We start from the raw sequence: 1,439 nt of genomic DNA, 5'->3' as shown, positions 1-1,439 counted from the left end.
GATTTCCGGCGAGCCTTGTGGTATCTTTACCTGACAACACACGAAGCGCAGGTTCACCAATGTTCAACCCGACCTCAGTCGTTGCCGCGTCTTTCGGGGATTATTTGGCGGAAATCTTCACGCAGCACTTCTCAGCGAGGCGTCCCGAGTACGCGACATATCTCAGCGGTGCGGCACGCTTGGTGCTCGAGCGACTAGGTAATACAGACGCATTGTATCATAATGCCGAACACACAATGATGGTGACCCTCGTTGGTCAGCAGATCATGCGTGGCCGTTTGATGTCCGAGGCCGTGCAACCAGAGGACTGGCTTCACTATACCGTTGCGTTGCTTGTTCATGACATTGGCTACGTACGCGGGATCTGCCGCGGCGACGGGAATCGAGAGGTCGTAATCAATGCTGCCGGCGAGACGTTTTGTCCGCCGCGCGGCGCATCGGATGCGGTCCTCGCGCCGTATCACGTGGCGCGGGGTATGATGTATGCTCGGGACCGATTTGCGGATGCGAAGTTTATCGATGAGGAAAGAATTGCTCGGGCGATTGAATTTACTCAGTTTCCGGTGCCTAACGAGCCGCGGTTTCGAGAGACGGACAGTGAGCCAGCACTGGTTCGTGCGGCTGACCTAATTGGTCAGCTAGCCGATCCATTCTATCATCGCAAAATTAACGGTCTTTTCCATGAATTTGTTGAGACGGGTGTCACGCAAAGGTTTGGCTATCAAACGCCAATGGACTTGATAGAGCATTATCCAGAGTTTTTCTGGTCGCGTGTTGAGCCCTATCTTGGTCCGGCGCTGCGATATCTCGAACTCACGATTGAGGGCAAGCAATGGGTCGCGCAACTCTACAACAATATCTTCCAAGCCAATCACGGACACAGCTTTCTGGGGCCGTTTCCTGGCGCGGAAGAGAAAAGCTGATTTCCCATCCTTCCCCGTCGCGTATCTGAGGAGGAAGATCAAAGCGCCATTCGAACGTGGCAAGATAGTGATGGCGTTCCAGGAGCCTGAGGTCAACGTTCTCGAAACGCTTCGTGGCGAACGGACTGAATGGGACGCGTCAGATAATCGAGCACCGATTTTTTGCCTGTTTGGATATCTGCGGAGACCACCATCCCCGGCATGATCGGAAGGAGCTCGTCCGCTGGGCCGAGATGCGTGCGAGGCGTCTTGAGGATGACCCGGTAATAGGGCTTTTTCTCCTCATCCATAATCGTGTCGGCGCCGATGCGCTCTACGGTTCCGGGCAAATCACCATAAACCGTATAATCATAAGCCGTCACTTTGATGCTGGCGGGCTGTCCAGGTCGAATAAAAGCAACATCCTGCGGCCGCACACGGGCTTCGACAAGGAGGCTATCTTCAATCGGGACGATCTCGGCAACGCTTTCGCCCGGGCGGACAACGGCGCCGATGGTCGTGACGTTGAGCTTGTTG

2 protein-coding genes are annotated in these 1,439 nt (G+C 54.9%); one reads left to right on the top strand and one right to left on the bottom strand.

Annotated features, from left to right (window positions below; all coding sequences use genetic code 11):
- Positions 1 to 923 (top strand): hypothetical protein (locus AC33YF_RS13925; RefSeq protein WP_491777813.1); only part of this gene is annotated, 923 nt, incomplete at its 5' end.
- 92 nt (positions 924 to 1,015) lie between these two features.
- Here the strand turns inward: AC33YF_RS13925 and AC33YF_RS13920 are convergent.
- Positions 1,016 to 1,439, bottom strand: a 424-nt coding sequence (locus AC33YF_RS13920) for a beta-barrel domain-containing protein (RefSeq protein ID WP_491777812.1), incomplete at its 5' end; no start/stop codon positions are given.

The organism is Methyloceanibacter sp. (genome assembly GCF_058506495.1).
This window is presented reverse-complemented; position numbering and strand designations above follow the sequence as displayed.